Here is a 21,571-nt window from a genome sequence, read left to right as displayed (position 1 = left end):
ATTGCTGCCCCTGGCTATAAAATTATCAAAGCCGATTACTCCCAAATTGAACTACGAATTATGGCTCGGCTTAGTGGTGATACAAAGATGTGCCAAGTCTATCGTCAAGGGGCTGACTTACATCGATTAACAGCATCTCTAGTAACTGGAAAATATATCAATGAAGTGACTGAAGAAGACCGCAGATTAGCAAAAGCAATAAACTTTGGATTGATTTTCGGTATGGGCGCTGCCAAACTCCAAATTTACGCCCAAGTAAAATATGGGGTGGCAATGACATTAGAGCAAGCAAAAGCTTTCAGTCAACGATTCTTTGAAGCTTATCCTGGAATAGCTAGGTGGCATAAAAACATCAAACGTAAATACATCCAAGGCATTAAGGAAAGTCGTACACTAGCAAATAGACGACGGAGATGGGTAAACAAGCCCCGACTATCAGAGCTATTTAACCATCCAGTACAAGGTTTAAATGCCGACATCAACAAATTAGCTATGGTAAAACTTTCAACGACCTTAGCTAAATTCAGAACAAAACTCATCTGTGTAAGACATGATGAAATTGTACTGAAATGTCCAGAGACTGAAGTTGACCAAGTTAGGCATATATTACACAATTGTATGGTTGCTGCTGCCCAAAAGTTTCTCAGCCCTATTCCAGTTGTTATAGATATTAAAACATCAAATAGCTGGTGAACTATCCCAACTTGCCGAGTACGACTGAAGTTGGATTCGCAGTAAAGCTATTCTGAGAAGATTTGTCAAAAACTCAACTGCCCTCCTCACAGTATAGCTCGTGCAAAAATGTGGTTAGAGGGCGTTTCGTTTTTGATCCGAAGCACTATCCCCGGGAGCATCCCAAATGTGCAAAAATAAAGAAAGGAAAATTATTCGCGAGGAATCATCGCGAATAATAAGGGGGACTCAATCTTGTGGATTTTCCTCTTCTTGCTCAGAACCAGAGCTAATATCTAGTAGACAATCATCAAGGGTATCAATTATTTTCTGTATCTCATTCCAAACAGAACGTCTGAAAACAGACATAACAGCATCGATATGTACATCCGTACCAGCTTTGCCTAAATGTTTGTATTTACTGAGTTTGTTCGATGTAGCGCATTGGAAGTATGGGATTGGCACTTGTAATTTGTAGTACCAATATTTCTTCAAATTTTGACGGACTTGATAACGCGCTACCCAAGCCCCGGATACAGCCAGAGTACCCTGCTTTAATAAAAGTGCTTGTTGTTTTTCTAAGGCTGTAATAGTCTTTTTAATTCGCTCAAATCGAGCTAATTTATCCTGTTCAGTATCCTTGGCTCTTGGTCTGGGCATACAAAAACACCAAATATATTCGCGAGTTATCATCGCGAATAACAATCTTGTTCCTTTTTGTGCGATTTATTTTACATTACAGGTAGTGGGAGCTAGTTTGCCATTTAAGTAAGCACAACGCAAAGAGAGCATATATGGTATGGAATCATACTTCCACTGCGCTCCAACTATTTGTAGTCGCTTATCGATCTGCTTAACGGCTGACTCTACTGCTCCAGAACCAATCGAGCTTAATTGCTCGGCTTGGAAGTACATATAATTCACCAAACGATGTCTATGTTTGCGTAGGTAATTTGTAAATTGGGTAACTCCTACACATTTACTTTTGTTGAGCTTGGTAATTGCTTGTTCGACTTGTCCGTACCAAAGTTCGGACTCAATGTCTACAAGAAATTTTTTAGAGGACTGTATTTTATACAAATTTTCTTTCAAATGATACCAATCTAGAATTTCTTGCCTAGATTCTGGGCGAGCTATTTGGGCAAATAAATTCCAAATCCCATCATGTCCATCTCCCAAACAGTAAAGAGTTTTACCAATGTTTTGGCTGTTGACCCAATCAGTTAAAGAGAGATTATCTTGAAAAAATGCCCCGTAATAAATCCCCTGCAATCGTCCCGTTTTATACTCCTTCCAATAAGCGGGCTGACCTTTTTTTTCGGAACGAAGTCGTACCTTTCCACCATCTAAACAGACTTCTGTTAATTTCTGTTTGACGTTCGGGGGAGATAAGTCTACTTTTTTGACTTGGCGATGGTGCGTACTATGACCAACTTCTATCCCTGTTAGAAGCTTAAGATCATTCTCTGCATCCTGGAATGACTCGTTGGCTGCAAGTAACAAACAGCACTTTTCAAGCAATGGGCTAAATCGACGATACGGTTCTATTCCCAGACGAGATGCCTGTTTATTTGTGACTTTAATCTTACCAACACAACTCCTTATTGTCCGTGTTTTACCCTGTGTTGTTCCAGTCTTTTCTCCGACAAAAAAAAGGCGATTTTCGGACTGACATGTTCCAAAACCTGGTCGCGTACAGATGTTTCGATGCCCTCAAATGTTTCGATTTTTTCGGGTGGGGTATTTTTATAAAGGATTTTGGCTATCTCTTTGATGTGGACTTCTAAAAGTTGTTTATCTTCTGGGGTCATTGTTTTATTTTTCTTTTAACCATACTTTTTGACTGCCATAATTTTCTCAGCTATAGACAGCATTTGTATAGTCCCCCTATAATTCGCGATGACACCTCGCGAATTATTTTTCTTTTCTTTGGTCTTCTTGCCAAATTGGGATGCTCCCCTATCCCCGCCCTATCCCAATACCGTTTAGTTAAGGACATTTATCTGTTGGGGCGGGCTGTTCTTGAGCAGGGGAAGCAGGGCGATAAAAAAGGTTTAACCCAAGCGTATTGCACCCTATCCACTATTTCTGGATATTCCTGAATCGGTATTCTAGCGATTATAAATAACGGAACTATTTTAACTATATCTGCTTACGCAGATGGAGAGTGAATCAAGAGTTTAAAACCCGCTTAATTGGGTTTTATTTGTGTGTCTATAAACTCCGTGACTGACAAATACCTGATGTAAGAAATAAGTTCAAAATTTTACCTATTTGAGGTGTATTAATGTCTAATCCCCGGATTTTAGGGGCAAGAGAAATTCATCTAATTTCACTCTACAGTCACTGGGAATTTGGTATGAAACCAGAAGAATTTTATGCCAAATGGGATGTGAGTTATGAACAAATTGCCTTAATATGCTGTCGTTCCGATTCTACGGTCAGAGGTTGGTTTAAGCAAGGTAAGTTTAGACGCTATCCTCAGCCTAATGATTTACGACATTTGGCATTCATGGACTTTTTGCTGGAACATTTTGAAGAAGTTCCCGAACAAATTTGGCAATTGCTATGTCTGACTCATTCGCCTTGATATCAATAACATTTCTATTCTACATATAGCAATCCGGTTTGATTATTGAAAGGTTTTTAAAACAAAAGCTTTGCCCTGCAAGGTTTTCAGATTGAGTACACAATATTTCATTCCAGTCGGAATGCTATATATCTGTCCAATAAATCTAATGCACACATAATTCTAATTGTCAATATCAATTTGACCTGTCTTTGAGTATACCTCCTCGTTTAAGGTAAATATTGGCGATTTAAAAGCACATAACATGGTTATTTTACAGCATTTTTAAGGGGTAAAATATGACTTATTCTGAGCAATTAAAACCGTGGTGTATTGTCCATGATATTCCCAATCAAGAAAATATTGTTGTGAAAAGATTCCGCCGACGTGATGATGCTGTTGCTTATCTGCAAGTGTTGAGGCAGTCAGGCAGAGATATTGTTTTTAAAATCATTTTTAAGGCTAAAAACGTCAAGATGCCACGGGAAAATGAAGCTTTGAACGGTTCGTTTTGAGAAGATTTTAAAATAATAAGAATACTAACTTACCGGATAATATAATCCCGTATTTTTGTTAGATTACCACCCCATACCCCACTAAGCCAGTAATATAAATGTTAAAACTGTAGTCTCAACAATTAATGGTTTGTAGCAATTTTTCAAACAAGGGATCGCCAAAATTCATTAAACGTAGTGAAGGCATTTCATCAAAAATATTAGGGTAAAAAGTAACCATGTAATTCTGCCCTTTGTAATTCAGTTGCCAAGTACGTTCGCTCCTTCTCTCAAACTGCACACCATTAGCTTTTAAAATTGCTGAATAGGTGAATAACTGCTCAATAGTTTCTGGCGTAAAGGGAGCTGAAGCAATTGGTTTTTGAATTTCTGCTAAGTCAGCTTCTAAATCCATTGCTACCATTTCTTCAATTGCTAAACGAGGTGGTGGGCTATCTAACACAGAATCGAATTGAGACATTAAAACATCCTCTTCTTCTGGATCAGCACTCATAACAGCCCGTTCAATAAAGGTAGGGACTTGGGCTAGAATCGGCTGAAGATTACCAACAACAGTGGCAAAGGCATTAATGCGATCGCGCAATTTTCGATAAACTTTCGCTTCTACAGTGCCATCATAGTAAAAATTGTGAATTCGCACAGTCGGATATCTTTGTCCAATGCGGTCAATTCTCCCAATACGCTGTTCGACCCGCATCGGATTCCAAGGCATATCATAATTAATCAACACACCACAATTTTGTAAATTCAACCCCTCAGAAGCAGACTCAGTACAGAGGAGAATTTTGATTTCATCTTGGCGAAATCGGCGTTTAATTTCTTCCTTGGGAACTAGACACCACTCCCCATTCTGGTAGAGTTCCCCACCACGACCTGAATAACAAGCTACTTGGCTACCGTACAACTCCTTCAATGTATCCCGTAGATAGTCCATCGTGTCAGTGTACTGGGTGAAAACGATCGCACTTTCTCGGTCAGTTAATTCTTGGCGTAAAATCTGAATAAAGCGAGAAAGCTTGCTATCTTCCCCCGTGTTTTCAAATTGGCGTAGTAATTCTTCAAGATATTGAATTTCCTGGGGGTCTACTGGTTCAAAGAAAGATTCCAGCCCAGCAATTACTGTATCATCCTCATTATCCACATCTACTAAATCGTCGTCACTTAAAACGCTTCCCCGTTGAGTTAACAAATAATCCAAACGACGTTGCAGAGATGATTTGATAGCATAAAATGAACTGGTCAAACGTTTACGGTAAAGGGTCATCAAAAAACCCAAACAAGAACGCTGATCTATTTGTGCCAGTCGGTAAAAGTGACGTACATAGTCGCTGACAGCTACATAAAGCGGTACTTCCCGTTGGGGTTCCAGCGTAATAGCATTATCCTGCACAACTCTAGTAGGAATATCCCGATCTAACAGTCCCCTTTGATAGTATTGTCGGAGAGTGTCGCGGGTGTGGCGGAACATCAAGTCTTTTAGGGGCGTGTTCACTGTCAAGTATTGGCGTGAGGTGTCGATAAAGTCTTCATCTGCCAATAGTTGTTTGTGATTGGAGATTTTCTTACCCCGTTGCCAAGTATCCTGCATTTTGTAAGCAAGAATGCGATCGCTCTTGGTCAAAAACTGCTCTAATCTAGAGCAAGGTTGTCCGCCGCGCCCAAAGTAATCACTAGACATGACTTGCCAAAAATTAATTACTTCTTGCTTGACAGCACCTTGTAGCGAGGCGAAATAATCGCAGAAGTTATCGCCATAACTCCAATGCCCCTGCAATCCCAGCAGGTTTAACAAGTCGAAAACTTCTATAGCATCAATTTGCATCGGAGTTGCTGACAAAAGAATCAGGGATTTAGTCTTCTCCTTCAACTGTGTCATTAACTGTAACAAGCGATTGGGTGTTTCTTTGCGGTCTTGGGGACTTTTGCGGCGTGCGTGGTGGGCTTCGTCTAAGATTACTAAATCCCAAGGTTCTGCTGATAGCAGCTGGTGCATTCTGTCAGTTCTCCGCACCAAATGAGAAGAAGCGAGGATTAAATCTTGGGTATTCCAGGGATTAGCTGCTGCGGGGATAGTCCGCTTGTAGGGGTCTTTAAATTCTGTAGATGTGTAACTCCAAAAATGCAGATTAAATTTTTCCCGCAATTCTTCTTGCCATTGGGGTTGAACGCTAGCAGGTGCTAAAATCAGTACCCGCTTCACTTTTTTGGATAACAGCAGATAACGCAGAATTAAACCAGTTTCAATAGTCTTTCCTAAACCAACTTCGTCAGCAATGAGAAAACTTTGGGGAAAATTTTGAGCAACGCGGCGCAGGATTTTTATTTGGTGTGGCCAGGGGTGAATGGGAATTGATTTTAAACAAAAGTCCAAGCAACCGGGATGTTCATGAATATTGGCAAGTCGAGTAAATGCCAACCGTTCTTCTTCCCTTACTTCTGTAGAAATAGCTAAAGGGTCTGATTTTAGTTCCGGTTCTGGTTGTGCTTCTGGTTCAGTTAATTCTATTTTTGTTAGAGGTCTAGAGTCAAATTCAGCTTGGGCATTCCAATCAGGTTTCGTAGATTTTGCGTAACGCAACAGCTTTTTCTGTACCGCCTCTGGAACTTCAAAGACTCGCACATTAGGCGATACGTCATACCAAAGTTGCTCAAATCTCGCTACTTCTTCTTCAACTCTATCTAGTTCCCTTCCTCCCTCCCAAGAACAATAAACGTGAAAGGATTCTACATTCCTCTCCCAGCCACCGATAGATTCGTTATTGGAACCGTTAAATGCTAATTTCTCGCCCTTGCTATCAGTAAAAATGCCAACTTTTTCGTGAAATATATGCTGTGGGTCTAGCTGCTGTGTACTATCTTCAGGTAATCCATTTTCTTTAAGAGGAATAGCAATTTTAATATCGAGATATTGATTTTGAATTAACCAACTGAGAATTTCAAAGTGTTTGAGTTGGGCAAAACTTTCTGGTGGTTTTAAGTCTGCATCTAGACGAGATAGCAATGCGTCTCGCAGTTCGTATCCCTGTTGAATTGCTTGTAAATCTTGGGGGCTAAACTGACAACCCATGATTAACCGCATTCGCCCTTTGTTGTGCAGCATTGCACCTAAACCCCGTGCAACTTTACTTAAAATGGCACTGCTAAAAAAACCTGCTTTCCGGTCATATTGAATGGCACACTCTAAAGCAGGAATGTAGAAATCAGTGATGGTGTTGTGGGTGTTGCTGGTGTAACTAATTTTCCAGGGATATTCACGCAGGTTTTTCAACTTTCTAACCAGTTATCTAATTTTAAGTTGGGGATATTTATAAAATCTTTGATATTGTTAGTAACAATAATATCGTCACGAGAACGAGCTACAGCAGCAATCAAAGCATCAAATTCTCCAGTTGGTTTCCCAATTTTCCTGAGTTCGCTTTGAATCTTGCCAAATTCGATAGCCGCTTCTATTTCAAATGGTTCTACTGGTAGGAGTTCAGTAAACTGTGCTAATATCTCTAGATTTTTGGCTACCTGTTGAGAACAATAAACGCCTTTATATAGTTCTGAAACTACAATGATGGAGAGATAGCATTGGCTGAAAAAGCGATTGAATTTAGTAACAGCTTGGGGATTTTCGTTCAGCAGTGCAATACAAATATTGGTATCTAGTAGATACATTAGCCGTTATCCCGATTATCAAGTGAGTCTAATGTTCTGCCTTGATAAGTATGGCGCTGTTGGTCAATTTCTGTAAATATTTCTGTTAATTCCGGTTGGTTCTTCCAAGCCCCGAATAATTGATTTAGTCTAGCTAGTCTCTCCTCGTCTGTTAATAGTGGTTGTGGTTCTGTAATTTGATTGGTAATAAATTCTACATCTATGATTATTTCTGTCCCATCTGGAATATTATTAAGTTGTTCTAATATTTCAATATTTTGACCACGTTTTATGCCTCTAACCTTCATGTTTGATTATCTCCTATAATTATTAGTTGACTGATGATTGATGATTGTTGGCAAAGAAAGTCATGATATAGCTTTTGTTAAGATTGGATAATTAATTTAGAAACTTTATCCGATAAATTTTGCTGACAAGCATCAAACCATTCTTGAATCAATTTATCTTTGCCATCTGGAACTTCATAAAATCTGAAAGACATACCGCTACTTCTAGATATTCTGACAACTCCTGACAGGTCTAATATCTCCTGATTGATTTTAGCGGATATTTCTAATGGGATAGATACAGATTCGATTTCTTTGTTAGATGGGTGTTCTGATGGAATTCCTCTGCTTTCTGCTGTTTTTTTCGCCAGTTCTAAATCTTTTAACGCCTCAGCTTGACCTGTAGATTTTAGCTCTACACTAAAATCATATTGATTCATTTTTTATTTCCTCCATTAATTAATTATGACAGTTGTCTGTTAACGGTCAACAGCCCTCAATCATCAGTCTCTTCAGTCTCTAAATTCAAACTCATTTGTCCATAATTTAAGGATAGCTCAGGTTGCACATAAGACACTTTGGCTTTGATTTCATCCATAGCCAACCACAAATCTAATAAGGCTTTTTCTTCAGTCAGGCGTTTCTTTTCATCACCAATGCGCGGAATTACTTTCAACGCTACTTCAAATGTCCGCATAAATAAATCGTTGCTAACTAAGCCTGTATTTTTCATAAATCTACGGACTGGTTCTGTATTTTCTTCCTCTTGGTAAAGGGCGATAATGGCGTGGAGTCCATCAACTAAGTATCTGGCAGAAAATTCAGTATCAGTGACAGAGAAGGCGCGTTTTTTCAGGCGTTGTTGCGGGGTGAGTAATTTACAGTAACCACTTGCAGAATCGAGTAGTTTGTGTTTTTTGACTAAATCGGAGACATCAAAACCACCCACTGCTAAGGCGAGTTGTCTAGCTTCATCGAAGGGGAATTCTCGCGCTTCAAAGGTATCCCATGCCAAGATGTACCATTGGGTTAGAGGGTCGATACCGTTGAAGTCTTTACCTTCTAATAGCTTTTGTAGTCGGTATTCGACTACTGCTTGGCGTACTTCTTCAAATGCTGCTTTGGGTTCAACTTGATTACCTGCACTGTCGAGGATGGAACTATATTTGGTAAACACACTCAAAGCTGAACCGAAAGCACTTAAGCACAAGTTTATACCAGGGGGTTTAATGCGGCGTTGCGGATCTGCTACTCTATCAGCAGCAGGACGAGAATCTGCTGTTAAGCATTTTTCGAGTTCTGGCGCTTTTTCAAAGACGATATTTCGCACGTCAATTCGCACATCATCCCACCAAGCTTGTTCGGCGTTGGGGTCACGTTTGCGGCATACTAAAAGCACTGTGCTGGATACTGCATTTTTCTGTGCTTGGTGCAAGTTTTGCGGGTTTTCGGTACTGACAGCCCAAGATGCGGTAATCTTGAAACCAGCATCGATGAGGGATTTGGCTAAGACATCCCACGCGCCGGAGTCTTTGTGGTTAAATTGCACTGTCATTACGCCGTCGTCGCGTAATACGCGATGGTATTCGGCGAACGCCATCGCCATTTTTGCTTCATAATCTTGATAGGCTAGTTCTTTTGGGGATACTCCCATGTTGCGGAAGCGACCTAAATTTGCAACAGCTTCTCTATCTTTATCAGTTAATTCCAAATAGAAAAGTTCGGGAAGAATATCACCAAGACAGCGCTTTATCCAAACATAGAAAAAATCTGATAGTTCTGCATAAGGTATTGTGTCGTAATAAGGTGGATCGGTTATGATTGCATCAACAGAATTTTCAATAATATGTGTTAAATTATCGGCTGATGCTGATTCTATTTGAATACTTTTAGGGTCGTATTTTTCAATTCCCTGTAAACTTGTTGAACTAGATTTAGTACCTAATAATTCACACAGCTTCTTATAATCTCTTGCTGCTTCTTCTTGACAAGCTTGCCAAAGTTCAGTGGCTCCGTTAACCTCTGGGTAATTCCACATCAAATTCATTGCGTGTTGTGTGGAGCTTTTCTGAATACAAGCTCTTGAGGCATTATATACTACAAGCCTACAATTAGCATCAACGCATCTATCAATTACTAAAGCTAAATAAGTAGAAATAGCTTCTGCTTTTCCCCAATCATACTCAGATTGAATTAATACTTTTAGTTCGTTGAAAATTTCTACATAAGTTATAAGTGTTAAAAGCTGACGAGAATTAAAATATTTATCCCATGTAGTCAAACCATAGCGGTAGGCCATCATGTATTGAGGATTATCACTACAAGCTTCTTCTGGAATTAAGTGTTTTTTATTAGGATTATTATAAATTTCTAAACTTTGAATTTTAGCAATATCACAGCCTGTAAAATCTATATCAGTTGGAATTCGGAATTGGATATTATTAGCCCCTAGTCGATAAGCAACAGCATAAAGTTGATGACCAAATCCGATATTCTGGGCATAATCTATTAAATATTCTTGCTCTATTGTATTTGAACAGTTAGGACATTTAGCTACACTTCTCGATATGGTCTTATAATCATCTGGATCATATTCACCATCATGAGTTTTAATTGTTGTTTCTTTCCCCTTGCTACCCTTAACCAATTCAAAATCAACCCGTTTATTTTCAGGATTAGGAATTGGCTTTACAGCATACCAATCACTTGTAATTTTCCTAGTTTGTCCTTTACCTGCATAATTACTAGTCCGACTTAACCACCAATTTGGACTAAGCGGTACAACAGACTCACAACTTGGACAAACAACGGTATGCGCCCATAAATAATTCTGCACAGTTTCCCCTGGTAAAGAAGGGAAAAATTCAGCTAATCTTTTCTCAGCCTCATCACCTACCCACTTCACCCATTTATCAATATCCTGCTGCAAATCTGGGCCAAACTTTAGCGGATATTCCATCGCCGCCTTCATCGTCACCACCGCCACAGGATTTAAATCAGAAGCTAGCACATTTAACCCATATCTCGCCGCTTCAAAAGGGATACTTCCACCACCTGCAAAAGCATCTAAAACAGTCGGTGTGCGAGTTCCCCAAACCTTCTCACAATAATCCTGCACCTTCTTAATTTGCACAGAATTAGGCGGCGTTTTATATAGCTTTACCTCCTTCCCCGGTACTAACCCCAGTAAATATTCAAACTCTTGCATTGTGATATCTGCTGGTAATAAAGAAGCCAACACACTGGCGCGACTAAAAGATAATGGCTTCCGCGAATACCAGCGATGTAATCCTTTAAATGGATTTCCCCCATGTTCAAAATTAACTTGCTCATTTAATACCTGCACAGGCATCATTTTTTCAATAAATACAGCAGGGCGTTTAGAAGTTGAGTTAGACATTTTTATTACCAACCATAAGTCCGAATATTATTAAAATTAATTGTATCAATACCTACTTTTTGCAGATAATTAGCTAACTTAAAATCATCTGTAAGCACTAAATATTTATTTTTTGCTAAAGTCACAATTCCACAGTCAGTCAGCCCATATTTAGTAAAATTATCTAGCTGAACAGCATTGACACTTTCAATATAAAATTCATCTAATGCAGTCATCGCTTGAGCAAATACAGAGTAACATTGAGAACGTTCTGGTTCACCAATCTGGTTAACCAGACTATTCACTTCAGTCAGCACATTAGGAGTTGTAACAATTTTTGAGAAATACGACAAGATACTCACCAGCAAATCGTAATCTTCCGGTAAAAACTTTTCAGTCCGATTAAATTGTGATATTCGCCCCCGATTTACAGTACCAACAAACCAAAGCAGTAAAATATTTGTGTCAATTAAAATTCCTTTTTGTTTGTAACTTTGAAACAATGAGCGAATATAATCTTTCATACCTCACGAATTTTCATCGATTTTACTTCCCCCGTTTCGGCATCTACGGTAAATATTTTATACTCACGTTCATATTTAGTAGCTAAAGAAATAGCTTCAGGGATAAGTGTTCTTTCAGTCTTAGCTACAGGGCGACTAAAACCTAAAGTTACATACCAAAACCTTTTATTCTCTGACAATTCTACTTCTTCAAGCAAGATATCATTGATAGAATTACCTATCATATCCTGGATATCTTCAAAATATTTTTTAGCAGCTAGAACAGCACCACGCACGTCAATTTTCATATATTTTACCTCCTGATTTATAGTTATAACTTTATTTGTTAACTGTTGACTGTCAACCGTCAACTAATCCCCCAAAAGTACACGAATTGCTTTCAAAGCCTGATTACGTTTACCATTGCTAATCTTGGCAAACCAGTAGTGCGATTCCTCATAACTCATGGCTCTAATCCCTTGGGCAATATTCGCAATGCGTTCTATTTTAGAAAGCGGTTGCAAAGTCTGAAACAATAATGCCAGATTTATCCCTGATTCCTCATTCAAAACATAAGGAGTTTGGCGATTGTGACTTAGGGTTTTGGGGTCATAATTATTCGCCTTCAAAGAATCATAAATTGCCTGTTTCACCTGAATTAAAGCATTGCCCTTTAAACGCCCAATTCTTTTGGCAGAAGGACGCTTTTTTTCACCGGCTTTTTTATAAGCACATTGATACAACTCCAGGGCAAAGTTATTATTATCTGTAGGAACCACTCGCAATTGAAACTCTTGCATCTCAGTACGTTACTTTCGCCATCAAATTTAGCCTGTCAACCGGATTACGATTCAGGGCTTGTTTGATATTACTGATTTCTGCGCCGTTTGGTTGCACTGGAGATGAAAATTCAAATACTAGCTTCAGCGACACGTCAGCTTTTACATCCGGGCTACTTAGCAAAGTGTTAACAGCCCCCTGAAAACTCTGAAATCCTTTAACTGGCCCTTGGTACTCTAACCTGATAAACTGTTCATTAACAGTAATAGTTGCCGTTTGGTCGATTTGCAAGGGTAGCTTGATCAACGGGAAAACCGTCATCAACTTGCGGTAGTCCATTACTTGCCCAACGGAGATTTCCAACGACTGGATACCCTGAACTTGATTATCTTGGATGCGATCGCTTAATTCATTAAACACCCTATCGAGTGTTCCCTCCAAGTCAAATTCTTCCGGTTTGGCTTTAAATAGAGGTGAATCATCCCACGAACCGTTCCCATCTTCGCCTGCGCTTGGTGTACTGGGTGTTCCAGTACCATAAGTCAATATCTTCGCTTGGGTTTCCCTTTCCTCTACTTCGCCATTGCCGTAGTCAGCTACAATTTTGAAGGTTGTGGTTTTAGCGATCGCTGTTTCGTACTCATCACTAGGGCGAAACTCCCCTGCAACCAAATTCCCATCCTGATACAGCTTAATCGTCAAAGCCCCCGATGCTTTCCACCGTATCCGCACAGGTTTTACCGATTCTGTACTGGACAAGACTTGAGCATTCAGTTCAATTTCTCGCGGTTTCGGTAGTTCCAGAATTCCCCGGCGGTAAAGTACCATCCGTTCAGAAAATTCTATGGAGTCGGGTAGAGTAAATTTACCGTCATCGGTTTTAATAAACAGCTTTTCTCCTACTTTCATATCCCAGTTACCACTCTGCAAGCCTTGCCGGATGGTTTCTTTTAGCCTGGATAATTCAGCATCGACAAATATATTTAAACTCAAATCTTTGGCGAAAGCTTCTTTTAATGCTTTAGTTGTCCAATGGTTTAACCCAGACAGCCATACCTTCTGCAAAATATAAGCGGGGGCGAATGGTGTATCATCAGCACGAATTTTTTGACAATCTTTGAGTGCTTTTAAGATGACATCTTGTTGATTATTTTTACCCTTCACATCGCTAGAATCTTGCGCGGGAAGGGTATAGTGCATCAAACCCTTGGGAGCTTTTACAGGATCGTTAGCGGGATAAAATAAGTGCCGATAGGCATTTGTTAAAGATACTCTTACCCCTAAATCAAGAGAACCTTTTTTATCTTTGAGTTGTTTTTGCTGATTTTCTGATAAATCTTGCAAGCGATTGGCAGAATTTAGAATATTTTGAATAGCCCGAAACTCCCTAGCATTGTCAATTGCCCGTTCTAATTCTTGCTTATTTGCGACTAAAAATAACAAACGATTTCTAAAAGTACGGAATTTACCTGATTCACCTGTTTCATTAAAAATTTTCTCCACCATTGGCGGTGGCCCTTCGGTAGTTACAGAAATAGTCGCCTCGTTAAAGTCAATTAAACACAGGGCAATACTATCCGACACGTCATCCACATCTGCTGGTGATTCTGGTGCAATAACTAACGTGAGTAGTCTATTAGCAAAAATGGCATCGCGGCGACTTCGTAAATCATCCTTCGCCTCGGTAATTCCAACTTGGGCTTTTTCTTCAGCAATAATTTTATTGATTGATGGTTCTTCCTTGAAACGAGCCAAAGTTGTCATTGGATCATTTTCCAAGTACCAAGCAACTTCACTCAACCTTTCTAAGGCAGTATCAACAAAACCAATTTCTAGCCCCGGTGTCAACAAAGATAAATTTAATTCGGCGCGACGAATACCCGCAGATATACCTTGAGTAATGGAATGCAAAAAAATAGTCCGGGCTACCCAGGTTGAAAAGGGAGGTTTACCAGCAGCTTTCCATTCTGCATCTTGTAACTGAGCGTGTGCCTCTCTACCATCTTTGTTGTAAATGTCTGCTTGGATCGTAATCCGCATCAAAGGACGTTCCAAACGGGCAGTTAAATCACTGGTGATTTCTTCTTCAATACCAACAGGAATGTGGTGAGAATGAATTAGCGGTATCCATACAGTAGTATCGTCCCACAGATAACGTATAACTCTAGCAAATAACCGCAAAGCGCCTCTGGTGCGTTGGAAGTTTGGGATGGAGGCAATCTTTTTAGTCAGCAGATTAAATAATTCTGGGTGGAAGGGATAACTCTGCTCGATACTGTCAGCATAGCGTGCATCTTTGCAACCATCTGGTAAATTAATCCGACTAGCTTTATAAGTTTGTAAATATTCTTTTGAAGCATTATTGGCAGCGTTAGCTTCAATGCTGCTGAACATCCTCTGTTTAACTATATTGTAAATTTCAATATCAGTGCTGGGTTTAATGATCCGCTCTTGCCTAGCGGTAGCGGAAATGGTTTCCCGGATTTCGGTGGTTTCTTCGCCAAAACTGTCAGTGGAGGAAGCCAGCGTGTAAACAAATACTAAATTATTACAAGATGCTGCTAAATCCATGAGGGCGAATAAAAAAGCAACTACCTGTCCAGCTAAGTTGCTGTTACCAACTAGAGTAGCTTTGGCTTTTCTCAGGTATGAGGCAATTTCATCGATGATAATGACTGTGGGTTGCCCTTGGATTATCCTTTCTAAAACCACTGTGCCTGGACTGACTCGCTGTTCGTCAGAACCTTTAAGCAGGCTATAACCTGCTACACCATTAATTTGATAAGCAATTTCTCCCCAAAGGGTATAAGTGGTAACGCCAGTGTCCGCATGGTAAACACCGTTAACTGGATCAAGGTCTTGGCAAGCGATCGCAGCTGCTTGAATCGGTCGGTCTGGAATTAAATTAATGTTATCAGTAAAACGGTCTAGTCCAGAAATCTCTCGTCCATGTTTAGCAATATGCCACAAAGCAATTTCATCGTGGGTTTTACCACCACCAAAGCTGGTTTCCAGTCGGATAATGGGAGAACCTACAGCTTCCCCTACCAACCGCCCGAACACTTCAGAGATTAGGGTTTTCAAACCATCGGTAGCAAATGTATTGGCGAAAAAGGCTGTGGGGTCTTGGTAGACTTGCGGCGCTTTCCCTTCCACAACCAGTCGTAGCTTGGCGGCGAATAATTCGGGGGAGAGTTCCCCTGCTAAAATTTCTTCTCTGGGAAGACACGTTTGAAATACTGGCGAAAGCATTGGTATATATCAATAGTTGTTAATTGACAGTTAACTAACAACCGCCAACAGTAGCTTGTTGTTAAATATACAACTTATATTATGTATAAGTTTTAAAATTCTGATTTCCATAATATTGTAAGTAACAGTATAAGTTGGGCAAAGTCCCCAAAGCAGAGATTTGCGATAGCCGAAGGCTTAAGCTTCGCTTATCGCATTCTTGGCGGGCGGGTACGCCGTCGCACTTCATGTACTGCCAGGGTGCGTTCATCAAGGTTCTGTAATGTTCGTGCATCAGTCATTTGAACAATGACAATTGACCAGGAGAAATATTGCCTCGTCGGAATCGATGGTAGTAAAGATGACAACCACTACATAACGGAGCAAGATTTTCTAAGCGATTGTCAGAAGGATCAAAATTAAAGTGGTGTACCTGAAGTGTATAGACTCGGCGCTGGGATAAGGTTAGCTCTGGTGGCTTTTGTCCAGGACGCAGGCAAACGCGATTGCATCTAGTACAGCGCCAATCAAAAGATTCTTTGATAGAGGTGGCGATTTCTTTCCAATTCTGGGGATAGCGGCTGGTACTCATGAAAATACTTGAGAGAGCAACAACATGAGGTAATTCTAATCGATTAAGTACTCTTAAGGTAGTATTTGTGGCACAGAAACGTGTTTAGAGCTTTGATGAGTATAGTACAGACAGCTTTTATACCAACAATAGAATCAGGACTAAAAGTGATTGAGAAGTGGTGAGGCAGAAGGCGATCGCCTAACTATCTCCTAAGTACAAAAGAATATTTATTACGCTTTCAATAATATTAATATTTAAAGCTGCTATTTCTTTGAGCAAAAAAATTCTAGCACTCGTGAGAGAAATTAAACTGGTGTTATGCCAAAAATCAACAAGTGTGTAGGCGTATTTAAAATTAATAAAAATACTAACTTGCCGGATGATATAATCCCGTATTTTCGTTAAATTCCCACCCCATACCCGATTTATCCTTGCCCTTGCACCATGCCACAAAAAGCGGTGGGTGCAGCTTAATTCGCTGTTCGCGTACAGTTTCTTGACTTACACCAAGTCTTGAAGCTAAACCTTCTTCGCTTAATGGTTGCATTCGGGGAGTATGCACTTTGAATGATGAATTGTTGTTGTACGATTTATTGCCCCGCTTTTGTTGATTGTTGAGATGATTTTGAATTTTAATAATCGCCTCAGTAAACTGTGTCATTCGGGCTGTTATCCCCTCCACTTTTTCTTCTAAATCGGCGAGATTATGGATTGCTCCGGTTTCGTTGCTAGATTCACTTGAAAACTGTGACTCGAGCTTATCCAGTCGTGAGCAAATAGCTAATATCGTTTCATTCGTAAGACTGAAGTGACTATTGTTACCAGCAACCAAGTACTCCTCAACACTTGCCTTAATCTTAGAGTCGAGGCGTTTATCTAAATTATCGCCACCAATTGCATCAAGGTTATCTATATCATCTAGGTAGAGTTCGATAAATTGGGTCAGCGTGGCTGTTGCCGTCGTCCCTTTCGACTTACAACGGGCGATAAACTGCTCCCACATCTTTTGGTCGCAGTTAAATGATGCCAGCTTCTTGTTTTTCCCTGTTTGGCTCATGTCTAGGTAATGTCTAGGTAAATCTGGACTGGACACGACTGAGTGTGTCATCCATCTTGATAACTACCTTGACACTATCATTTTGGAGCGCATGAGTGCGCCCGCCGGAGACGATGGATGGTCTCCGACCGACCGGAGGTCATCGCCTCTACCAAAAAGCAGTCAGATTACTACTGTCTGCAACAGTTAGTTAGCCACTGTTGGAGTTGTTCAGGAGTCGTTGGCGCACGCACAATTTGAGCAAAGCCTGTTATCGCTTTTGTAGCCAAATCAGGGGGTGACTTCCTGGCTAACGCATCCATTTAGTCAATCATATCTGCCAACAAATTTGTCATCTCTGACTGACCTTGTTTGCGGTTATCGTCATACTGGATTAATACATCCAGCTTGACATGACGGCTGACTTTTTGCGTCTTTCGCACATCCCCTTGGGTTGCTTCCAAAAGAGTTGTAATCCCACTGTGGCGGATGCGGTGGGGTGACATTAACTTTTTTACACCAGCTGCATCAAAATAATTGACAACAATTTTACGGATGCCGTCCCCAGTGAGGCGATGCCCTTTGCTGCGGTTATCAAGGGCGATAAATAAAGGTGAGGAGGCGGTGATATTACCCCGGACTTGCAACCAATCACAGATAGCATTAACTGTTGCTACTGACAGTTTTACCCATTCATCATTTGTACCTTGCCCTTTTCCCAAAATCCGCAACCTGCTTTCGTGTGGGTCGAAGTCTTTAATATTTAATTGACTCACCTCATTGCGTCGCAGTAAATTTTCCCACAACAGCCGCAACAGCGCATAATCTCTTTGACCGTGAACAGTTGAGCGCTCAATTAGCTCGACTACACTGGCGATGGTTTGGGCATCTACCCCAGAGGTATCTCGATACGCCTTTACCTTTTCCAACTCCACATCTTCTAGCGTATAGCTACACACACCTAGCTTGCGGGCAAACTTCACCAGCGATTTAATGCTGCTGAGGCGACGGTTAACCGTTGCTTCCTTCAACCCCTGTGCCAGTAGCTTTGCCTTATATTTCAACACCACCGCCACCGCCCGTTTCTCGGTCAGGTGCAAAAACTCCAACACGCTGTCAGAATTCGGCTCAATACCAGTCATCGCCACAAAGAATTTCCGCAAATCTTTCTGGTATTCGCGCCGGGTGCTGGGTGCGCGAATATTGGCGAGCATCAAAGCAATGACATCCTGTTCATCCTCTGTTGCGGCAAAATACCGCTCAATTGGAGCTGAAAGAGATTTTTTTAATGACTCTACCGCATGATCAAATCCGGTATCATCGTTTGCTTTTGGGGATGCACGCCAGGGGGGATATGGAGTATCAGACATAGCATTGGGCGCGAAAATGGTGTTTTTCGATATCAAACCTATTCTCTCTCGATTTGCCTAACCACACTCACTTTGGCGCGATAAATCTTCCATTAGACCAACACAATCTGAATGTTGCTAAATATACTGCTATGGTATTAGTGCTATTCGCCTGTTACCCAATCCTTGAACTGTACTACAGTATGTATTTTGACTGAATTATTATAGATGCAAATAGATGCAAAAATTAAACCATCCCAGTGGTTGGAATGGTTTAAGGTAATTATCAATTTTTATTACTGCTCATTTTGCTTATAGGAGGCGACCAATTGTTGTTGGCGACAATTCAGGCATTCCTTTTAACTTGACAATTTCGGCGACTTGGTTGTTATTTTGGCGTAATGAAAAGATAGGATTGCCCGTTAGCTTGATTTGAGCTTGATGCTATTAGGGTTGCGCTTCCAAGATCCGACCTATACTTCTTGGCGATAGTGCTGGCAACCCCCTGCGAGTAGCTTCTTCAGCAACTTGCATATGGTAATGGTGCTTTGAACGACTGGGTTTTCGGTTCTTGCTCCATTCGCTGATTTCGACAATTTTGCTTGCCTCTGCGCTCTTGCACTTCTTAGGTCTGCCTGCGTTCACACCTAATACATCATTTACCTTTGCGATCGCATCTTCCAAGGTTTCCGATGTTATGGTACAAGATGTCCACTTTTTCTTCCAGTTTGTTACTGTTTGCTTCGCTATACCAAGTTTTTTTACTATATTTTTATGATTTTCCCCACGATTAAGTTCTAGCAGGATGTTTGCTCTCTTGATCATTTCATCGCTGCCGTTGGCTGCTATATCCTCTAATACTTGCTTTTCAATAGGATTCAATACTTGAATATGAGGCATTTTAGTATTTACCCCGCTTAAACCTACAATTTTGCCAAATCGAATGAAGCCTGATATACTTTTTTTGTAGAGTTCATTTTTCCTAAAGATTCACTCAAAGCCCTGCTGCAAACAGGGCTTTGAGGAAAAAACAACCCCACCTGTTACTAAAACAGGACGGAACTTTGTTTTGTCAATTTAATTATGTAGGTCCATCATATCATGAATTTACCCAGTTTTACAAATCTTTCTTTAGATAGATGCTTTTTTTTGCAATACCAGTGCGTTAAATATCTCTTCAGTCGTATTGGTTTTCAATGGGTTGGAAATAATAGTTTCCTGCGCGAGAAAATTCTCTTTGAGAGTTTTTCCGGTAGGTAATATTTTGCTACTTACAAGATTTAATTATTTTTTAAACTTGTTACTTTTTCCAAGGGATGAAAGTGCTACAAGTTTTGCTGGTTAAGATTTTTCTGGTTTCTGCTTAGGTTTTTCAAGATTGAACTTATCTTTTTAGTGACAATTTGTGACCCGGAGTATCAATATGTCTCTTGTGCAGAATCCGGCAATTGTATATATTTCTCCTGCGGAGTTGGTTGTTCATCCGAAGCTGATAGAAATATATGGTGAGAATGAGGAACGTCCGGCTTTAGAAAAAAGTATCTCGGAAAAAGGGATTCTTGAATCTTTAAAGGTATCTGCACGTACTGGTGTAAATATCGTCTTGGCAGGTAAGTGTCGCTTGCAGATAGCTCGCAAGCTCTTAATTTCCACTGTGAAAGTGGAATTTGTCGAGTCTGGTTCGCCTGAAGAAGATTTGAAACTAGTGCTTGACTTTAATCTCCACCGAGAAGGCGGGAAGACTCATTACCAGAAATTTCACGAGGGGCAGTACTGGGAGAGCGTACTTCGTCCCCAAGCGAAAGAAAGACAGCGCCAAAGCGCTCGTCGTTTGAATCAATCGAATGATTCAAATTTGAATCATTCGGTAACTGAGAGTAAGTCTCAATTAGGGAAGGGCAAGCGAGTGATTCAGGAGGTCTCGGAGAATCTAAATATAAGTGTTGGCAGTTATCACAAGGGTAAGAAAGTTTTTGAATTAATTTCTCAATTACGAGAAATGGAAAAATTTAAGGCAGTTGTTGCACTGGAGATGGAATTTAACCGGAGTATTGATGCAGCATACAAGTTTGTTTGCAATCAAGATATTTGTAACCAGGTAATAGACCTTCTGGAGGCAGATGAGATAGGTAGTATAGGCGATGGTATTGCTTGGATGCTGAATGGCGAGCGCAATCCGTTTCGACGTTTCCAGCTTGACCAAGTATATCAATTCAAGAAGAGACTGCGGCCCGAGTTGGAAATTGTGGGACGGGTTATTGGTATAACTAATGAGTTTGTTGTGTTTGGATTGAGGAATTTAGTGAATATGAGCCTAGAAATTGTGAATCTACGTCCGCGACAGATTGATGCAGAGTTGCAAGATGAACCATCTGGGGAACAGAGAAAAAGAATACTTCACTTAATGCAAAAGTTTAGTGATGTTTTCCCAGTTCAGGTGTCTTTGACGGAGTTGTTAAAACTTCCGAATTTAACTGATAAAGAGGAGGTCTTATTGCGGATGTACGAGTCTGACGTATTTGAAAAAACGTGGGAGGATTATAAGACCCAAATGAAAGCAATGGAAGTATCTACAAATAGAGAAAAGGATAATATTCGTGCTGCATAGGTAGCTGTGAGCAGTTAATCTAGCAGAGAATTTATCCCGCAATTTAACGTTATCTCATAGATTAGCATCTCAATACTGATTGCAGTACGAGTTAACTTTTGTGGGTGCTGAACTCGTATCAAGATATTTGACTGTTTTTTGTTTTTAAACTCAATGGTGGAGTATGAGTAATTTCATCTTCACCAGTTGTACTAACAAAAGCCAATGTACGGTGACACTTTTAGGTGTTGCTAGCTTTGCATTGTTATCCGAAACTCTTTTGTCGATTTAGTGAGAACTTCGCTAGAACTGCCTCATTTAAATAATTACCAAAAAAAAGTTGGGTAGTCGCATTGTTGTTGGTGAAGCGTGTTGGACTAAATCTTAGCCTAAGCCTACGTATGTCTAAGCCTAAACAAGTATAAACCTTTGTTTGCTTTCAACCACGAG

Annotated in this window: 19 protein-coding genes; 4 read left to right on the top strand and 15 right to left on the bottom strand. The window is 40.3% G+C overall.

What is annotated here, in order from left to right; translation table 11 throughout:
* On the top strand, window positions 1-693 hold a 693-nt coding region (locus CDG79_RS31155), incomplete at its 5' end, for a DNA polymerase (protein ID WP_262985856.1).
* A 228-nt stretch (window positions 694-921) separates the two neighbouring features.
* Here the strand turns inward: CDG79_RS31155 and CDG79_RS31150 are convergent.
* Window positions 922-1,332 carry a transposase gene (locus tag CDG79_RS31150; RefSeq protein ID WP_094345576.1) on the bottom strand — a complete coding sequence of 137 codons (411 nt, stop codon included), beginning with the start codon at window positions 1,330-1,332 and terminating at the stop codon, window positions 922-924.
* Window positions 1,333-1,398: 66 nt separating this feature from the next.
* A protein-coding gene (locus CDG79_RS31145; RefSeq protein ID WP_223278438.1) for an ISKra4 family transposase occupies window positions 1,399-2,483 on the bottom strand; the annotation gives its coding sequence in 2 pieces (ribosomal slippage) (window positions 1,399-2,325 and window positions 2,328-2,483; 1,083 coding nt in all).
* 476 nt (window positions 2,484-2,959) lie between these two features.
* Here CDG79_RS31145 and CDG79_RS31140 point away from each other — a divergent pair.
* Both CDG79_RS31140 and CDG79_RS31135 read left to right on the top strand, forming a co-directional pair.
* Window positions 2,960-3,262, top strand: coding sequence for a hypothetical protein (locus tag CDG79_RS31140; RefSeq protein ID WP_094345574.1), 303 nt, complete (start codon window positions 2,960-2,962; stop codon window positions 3,260-3,262).
* Between the two features lie 278 nt (window positions 3,263-3,540).
* On the top strand, window positions 3,541-3,756 hold the full coding sequence (locus CDG79_RS31135; protein ID WP_094345573.1) for a hypothetical protein: 216 nt from the start codon (window positions 3,541-3,543) through the stop codon (window positions 3,754-3,756).
* 115 nt (window positions 3,757-3,871) lie between these two features.
* On the opposite strand, the gene CDG79_RS31130 is transcribed toward CDG79_RS31135, so the two are convergent.
* The 13 genes from CDG79_RS31130 to CDG79_RS31070 all read right to left on the bottom strand — a co-directional run bounded on the left by CDG79_RS31130 (window position 3,872) and on the right by CDG79_RS31070 (window position 19,434).
* Window positions 3,872-7,024 carry a DEAD/DEAH box helicase gene (locus tag CDG79_RS31130; RefSeq protein WP_094345572.1) on the bottom strand — a complete coding sequence of 1,051 codons (3,153 nt, stop codon included), beginning with the start codon at window positions 7,022-7,024 and terminating at the stop codon, window positions 3,872-3,874.
* Entirely contained in the window at window positions 7,021-7,416 is a 396-nt protein-coding gene (locus CDG79_RS31125) for a type II toxin-antitoxin system VapC family toxin (protein WP_094345571.1), read from the bottom strand. The genes CDG79_RS31130 and CDG79_RS31125 overlap by 4 nt, the downstream gene beginning before the upstream one ends.
* On the bottom strand, window positions 7,416-7,703 hold the full coding sequence (locus tag CDG79_RS31120; protein ID WP_094345570.1) for a hypothetical protein: 288 nt from the start codon (window positions 7,701-7,703) through the stop codon (window positions 7,416-7,418). The genes CDG79_RS31125 and CDG79_RS31120 overlap by 1 nt, the downstream gene beginning before the upstream one ends.
* A gap of 77 nt (window positions 7,704-7,780) precedes the next feature.
* A complete protein-coding gene (locus CDG79_RS31115) occupies window positions 7,781-8,122 on the bottom strand; it encodes a hypothetical protein (RefSeq protein WP_094345569.1) in 342 nt (113 codons plus the stop codon).
* Window positions 8,123-8,178: 56 nt separating this feature from the next.
* Window positions 8,179-11,082, bottom strand: a complete 2,904-nt coding sequence (locus CDG79_RS31110; RefSeq protein WP_094345568.1) for a DUF1156 domain-containing protein — start codon at window positions 11,080-11,082, stop codon at window positions 8,179-8,181.
* A gap of 5 nt (window positions 11,083-11,087) precedes the next feature.
* Window positions 11,088-11,585: a PIN domain-containing protein gene (locus CDG79_RS31105; RefSeq protein WP_094345567.1), complete on the bottom strand. Its 498-nt coding sequence runs from the start codon at window positions 11,583-11,585 to the stop codon at window positions 11,088-11,090.
* Window positions 11,582-11,872 carry a hypothetical protein gene (locus CDG79_RS31100; RefSeq protein WP_094345577.1) on the bottom strand — a complete coding sequence of 97 codons (291 nt, stop codon included), beginning with the start codon at window positions 11,870-11,872 and terminating at the stop codon, window positions 11,582-11,584. The genes CDG79_RS31105 and CDG79_RS31100 overlap by 4 nt, the downstream gene beginning before the upstream one ends.
* Window positions 11,873-11,935: 63 nt before the next feature.
* Window positions 11,936-12,364, bottom strand: a complete 429-nt coding sequence (locus CDG79_RS31095) for a DUF7680 family protein (protein WP_015130210.1) — start codon at window positions 12,362-12,364, stop codon at window positions 11,936-11,938.
* Between the two features lies 1 nt (window position 12,365).
* Window positions 12,366-15,596 (bottom strand): ATP-binding protein, encoded by a 3,231-nt coding sequence (locus CDG79_RS31090; protein WP_094345566.1) that lies wholly within the window; start codon window positions 15,594-15,596, stop codon window positions 12,366-12,368.
* A 277-nt stretch (window positions 15,597-15,873) separates the two neighbouring features.
* Window positions 15,874-16,167: an HNH endonuclease gene (locus tag CDG79_RS31085; RefSeq protein WP_094345565.1), complete on the bottom strand. Its 294-nt coding sequence runs from the start codon at window positions 16,165-16,167 to the stop codon at window positions 15,874-15,876.
* A gap of 349 nt (window positions 16,168-16,516) precedes the next feature.
* Window positions 16,517-17,257: a hypothetical protein gene (locus CDG79_RS31080; RefSeq protein WP_223278437.1), complete on the bottom strand. Its 741-nt coding sequence runs from the start codon at window positions 17,255-17,257 to the stop codon at window positions 16,517-16,519.
* A gap of 251 nt (window positions 17,258-17,508) precedes the next feature.
* The gene (locus CDG79_RS31075; RefSeq protein ID WP_094345563.1) at window positions 17,509-18,555 is read right to left on the bottom strand and encodes a tyrosine-type recombinase/integrase; all 1,047 of its coding nucleotides are present in this window, start codon (window positions 18,553-18,555) and stop codon (window positions 17,509-17,511) included.
* Window positions 18,556-18,981: 426 nt separating this feature from the next.
* Window positions 18,982-19,434 carry a helix-turn-helix domain-containing protein gene (locus CDG79_RS31070; protein WP_094345562.1) on the bottom strand — a complete coding sequence of 151 codons (453 nt, stop codon included), beginning with the start codon at window positions 19,432-19,434 and terminating at the stop codon, window positions 18,982-18,984.
* Between the two features lie 523 nt (window positions 19,435-19,957).
* Here CDG79_RS31070 and CDG79_RS31065 point away from each other — a divergent pair.
* On the top strand, window positions 19,958-21,142 hold the full coding sequence (locus tag CDG79_RS31065) for a hypothetical protein (RefSeq protein WP_094345561.1): 1,185 nt from the start codon (window positions 19,958-19,960) through the stop codon (window positions 21,140-21,142).
* The last annotated feature ends 429 nt before the right edge of the window (window positions 21,143-21,571 follow it).

Source organism: Nostoc sp. 'Peltigera membranacea cyanobiont' 232, from assembly GCF_002245985.1.
Taxonomy (GTDB): Bacteria; Cyanobacteriota; Cyanobacteriia; order Cyanobacteriales; family Nostocaceae; genus Nostoc.
The sequence above is the reverse complement of the archived record's forward strand: the minus strand, read 5'-3'. Positions and strand labels throughout refer to the sequence as shown.

Bases quoted from the DNA above. Each gene is read 5' to 3' on its own strand.
- CDG79_RS31150 (WP_094345576.1), bottom strand. From the start codon at position 1,332: ATGCCCAGACCAAGAGCCAAGGATACTGAACAGGATAAATTAGCTCGA.
- CDG79_RS31140 (WP_094345574.1), top strand. From the start codon at position 2,960: ATGTCTAATCCCCGGATTTTAGGGGCAAGAGAAATTCATCTAATTTCA.
- CDG79_RS31135 (WP_094345573.1), top strand. From the start codon at position 3,541: ATGACTTATTCTGAGCAATTAAAACCGTGGTGTATTGTCCATGATATT.
- CDG79_RS31125 (WP_094345571.1), bottom strand. From the start codon at position 7,416: ATGTATCTACTAGATACCAATATTTGTATTGCACTGCTGAACGAAAAT.
- CDG79_RS31120 (WP_094345570.1), bottom strand. From the start codon at position 7,703: ATGAAGGTTAGAGGCATAAAACGTGGTCAAAATATTGAAATATTAGAA.
- CDG79_RS31115 (WP_094345569.1), bottom strand. From the start codon at position 8,122: ATGAATCAATATGATTTTAGTGTAGAGCTAAAATCTACAGGTCAAGCT.
- CDG79_RS31110 (WP_094345568.1), bottom strand. From the start codon at position 11,082: ATGTCTAACTCAACTTCTAAACGCCCTGCTGTATTTATTGAAAAAATG.
- CDG79_RS31105 (WP_094345567.1), bottom strand. From the start codon at position 11,585: ATGAAAGATTATATTCGCTCATTGTTTCAAAGTTACAAACAAAAAGGA.
- CDG79_RS31100 (WP_094345577.1), bottom strand. From the start codon at position 11,872: ATGAAAATTGACGTGCGTGGTGCTGTTCTAGCTGCTAAAAAATATTTT.
- CDG79_RS31095 (WP_015130210.1), bottom strand. From the start codon at position 12,364: ATGCAAGAGTTTCAATTGCGAGTGGTTCCTACAGATAATAATAACTTT.
- CDG79_RS31090 (WP_094345566.1), bottom strand. From the start codon at position 15,596: ATGCTTTCGCCAGTATTTCAAACGTGTCTTCCCAGAGAAGAAATTTTA.
- CDG79_RS31085 (WP_094345565.1), bottom strand. From the start codon at position 16,167: ATGAGTACCAGCCGCTATCCCCAGAATTGGAAAGAAATCGCCACCTCT.
- CDG79_RS31080 (WP_223278437.1), bottom strand. From the start codon at position 17,257: ATGACACACTCAGTCGTGTCCAGTCCAGATTTACCTAGACATTACCTA.
- CDG79_RS31075 (WP_094345563.1), bottom strand. From the start codon at position 18,555: ATGTCTGATACTCCATATCCCCCCTGGCGTGCATCCCCAAAAGCAAAC.
- CDG79_RS31070 (WP_094345562.1), bottom strand. From the start codon at position 19,434: ATGCCTCATATTCAAGTATTGAATCCTATTGAAAAGCAAGTATTAGAG.
- CDG79_RS31065 (WP_094345561.1), top strand. From the start codon at position 19,958: ATGTCTCTTGTGCAGAATCCGGCAATTGTATATATTTCTCCTGCGGAG.